At 43.9% G+C, this 2,406-nt stretch carries 4 protein-coding genes; all 4 read left to right on the forward strand.

All coding sequences use genetic code 11. From position 1 onward, the window contains the following. The first annotated feature begins 271 nt into the window (after nt 1-271). The 4 genes from FTT63_RS15200 to FTT63_RS15215 all read left to right on the forward strand — a co-directional run bounded on the left by FTT63_RS15200 (nt 272) and on the right by FTT63_RS15215 (nt 2,247). Nucleotides 272-691, forward strand: coding sequence for a hypothetical protein (locus FTT63_RS15200; protein ID WP_075167942.1), 420 nt, complete (start codon nt 272-274; stop codon nt 689-691). A 177-nt stretch (nt 692-868) separates the two neighbouring features. Next, nucleotides 869-1,024, forward strand: a complete 156-nt coding sequence (locus FTT63_RS15205) for a hypothetical protein (RefSeq protein ID WP_164844941.1) — start codon at nt 869-871, stop codon at nt 1,022-1,024. A gap of 229 nt (nt 1,025-1,253) precedes the next feature. Further along, the gene (locus FTT63_RS15210; RefSeq protein WP_127798993.1) at nt 1,254-1,649 is read left to right on the forward strand and encodes an RcnB family protein; all 396 of its coding nucleotides are present in this window, start codon (nt 1,254-1,256) and stop codon (nt 1,647-1,649) included. 244 nt (nt 1,650-1,893) lie between these two features. Beyond that, a complete protein-coding gene (locus FTT63_RS15215) occupies nt 1,894-2,247 on the forward strand; it encodes an RcnB family protein (RefSeq protein ID WP_005180985.1) in 354 nt (117 codons plus the stop codon). Nucleotides 2,248-2,406 lie beyond the last annotated feature (159 nt).

A 2,406-nucleotide genomic window follows, 5' to 3' on the forward strand; every position in this document is an offset into this window, starting at 1 on the left:
ATAATTCAAGTGAATTTGTTTGAAAGAAGAACTTTAAAAGCTTTATTTTCACCCGATAAAATACCCATAAAACAAGAGGAAGCTCAAATGAGCTTCCTCTTGTGAAAAATTGTGGGACAGCAATGGCCCTGTGCTTCCTTTTTTATGCCCATCCATAAAGCTGTAATTGCTTCCACTTTGCGTAAATATACCGGTTTGGGCTTAAGTCGGCTTGAATTTCAGCAAAATTTGCCGATACTAAAGCCCTGTTTCTGATTATCCCGAGATACCCATGTCTGACTTTAGCAATATCACAGTAACGACCCATGAAGATGGCATGGTGTCTTTATTGATTAATGGTCAAGCCATTTCTGAAAAATACGGCATGAAATTTGAAGCCAGTATTCTCGATGAGCTGCAGGCACTCGAGGCCGGGCAAAACCTGAAACTGTTTGACCAGTTTATCTTTTCGCATACCGATCTAAACTTTGAACATCACTACAGCTATGTCACCGGTATTTATAAACAGGCCGAGGACTATGCCGTCTATAAAAACTTTGTCTACCGGATTCTGGTCGATGGCCAAGCCCCGGTCGAGCATGTGATTACCAAACAGGGCCAGCCAATGAGCGCTGAAGATGTACGTGAATTTATTCAGGCACATATCCAGAAGTCACTCACCGACTATACTGACCTGAAATATGCCTACTAAACACATGCTTGAATCCAGGACCTGCGGGTCCTTTTTTATACGCTGCTAAATTTTATGCACTGCCAAACCGTAAATCGTATTTTTAAATCATTTTTATAATATTATTCGGTTTTTAAAATTAAAACATCCGACCTATACTGCTACTCAACCGCAATGAATCAATTGAAGGAGTAGCACATGGTCGACCAGCAACGTAAAAATGACATTATCCGTTCCATTGAACACTTACAACTGCCCGCCAGCTTATTGGCTGTACTTGAAGATGGCCAACAGGCCGAATGTCTGGCCCATGCCATCGACTCCCTGCAGGACTTAAGCCAGCAATGGAACTGACTGCGGGCAGAATCCCGGAAATACGGGCTAGGCTTTTTGCGCCCAATGTTGTATAACCAGTTCACGTGACAACAGATAAGTCTTTCATCATCTGTTACTTTTCCAGCATAATATCCAAAATATCTCTGCTTTCGATAAAGAATTAACGATCTTTCTTCACAGTTTCTCTGCATTTTTTTCGTACAGTAAGACACAGTGAAATAAAAGACGATAAACGAGGTTTTTTCACATGAAAAAGATAGTGACAGTTATGGCGATCTCTTTCAGTGCGTTGCTGGCCAGCGGGATCACTGCGGCTGCACCTCAATTTGACAATCCGGGACGCGGCTATGAACAGTCACGTCAGCACGGTCAGGGCAAAAAACATCGTGAATATCGTGAATCGAAAGAGGTTTATGAAAAACGCCGCCAGCGTGAAGAACGGGGCTATCAGCGTTTACAGCAGCATACATGGCAAACCGGTTATGTCATGCCGCAGCATTATCGTGGCAATGGCTACAAAGTCGAATATAAAGAACATAACCTGCCTAAACCGGACCGCAAGCAGCAGTGGTATAAGGTCAATAATGACTATATTCTGGTCAATGCCGATACCCACAGTATTCTTAAAATCCTGTCGTTCTAAGCTGCACTCCAACCGTTTCAGTCCCACTCCTCGGTTGCCCAAACATCAGTTTGGGCTTTTTTATATCGGCACTTCCTCAAACTGCTATTTTGGCTGTAGGGCAGATGCTAGCGGGCTTTCAGGCTCTCCGCTTTTTCTTCATGATTTTCACAATTCATCTCAATTGCTCTCATCCTTTATCTCAACTTTCTGGTTAATTTGAAGGTATTCCAGAGATATACAGTTTGACTCAAAGGTGAGCGTCATGAAAAAAGTATTAACCACCATTGCCCTGTCTTTAAGTGCGTTTATGGCCACCACAGCCATGGCTGCGCCTGATCATCGTGATCATGACCGTCGTGCGGCAACCCACTACAAACATCAGGACAGCCGTTGGGACCGTGATCATAAACGTCCGGTTGTGCGCGTAAATCCGAGCCGTGACTGGCGTGTGGGCCAGACCTTACCACGTGCCTATGACCAGTCCCGTTATAAAGTCAGTGACCGCGAAGCGCGCCGTTTACCAAACACCGGCCGTTATCAGCAGTGGTACAAAATTAATGGCGATTACGTGATGATCAACGAACGTACCAACCGGATTATTCGCATTATGGGCTAAGGGTTTCGTCTCATTTTCCGTTATTTAAAACTTACTCAAACCTACTCAATGTGGGTTTGATGTTTAATTCCTACTTCACCATCAAGAACCTAAAGCATTTGCTTTAGGGATTACCTCAATTCCATAGGCTGTCACGGTGTAACTCACCGCCTTAATCAC

The organism is Acinetobacter sp. C15 (assembly GCF_013420645.1).
In the GTDB taxonomy this organism is placed as follows: Bacteria; Pseudomonadota; Gammaproteobacteria; order Pseudomonadales; family Moraxellaceae; genus Acinetobacter; species Acinetobacter indicus.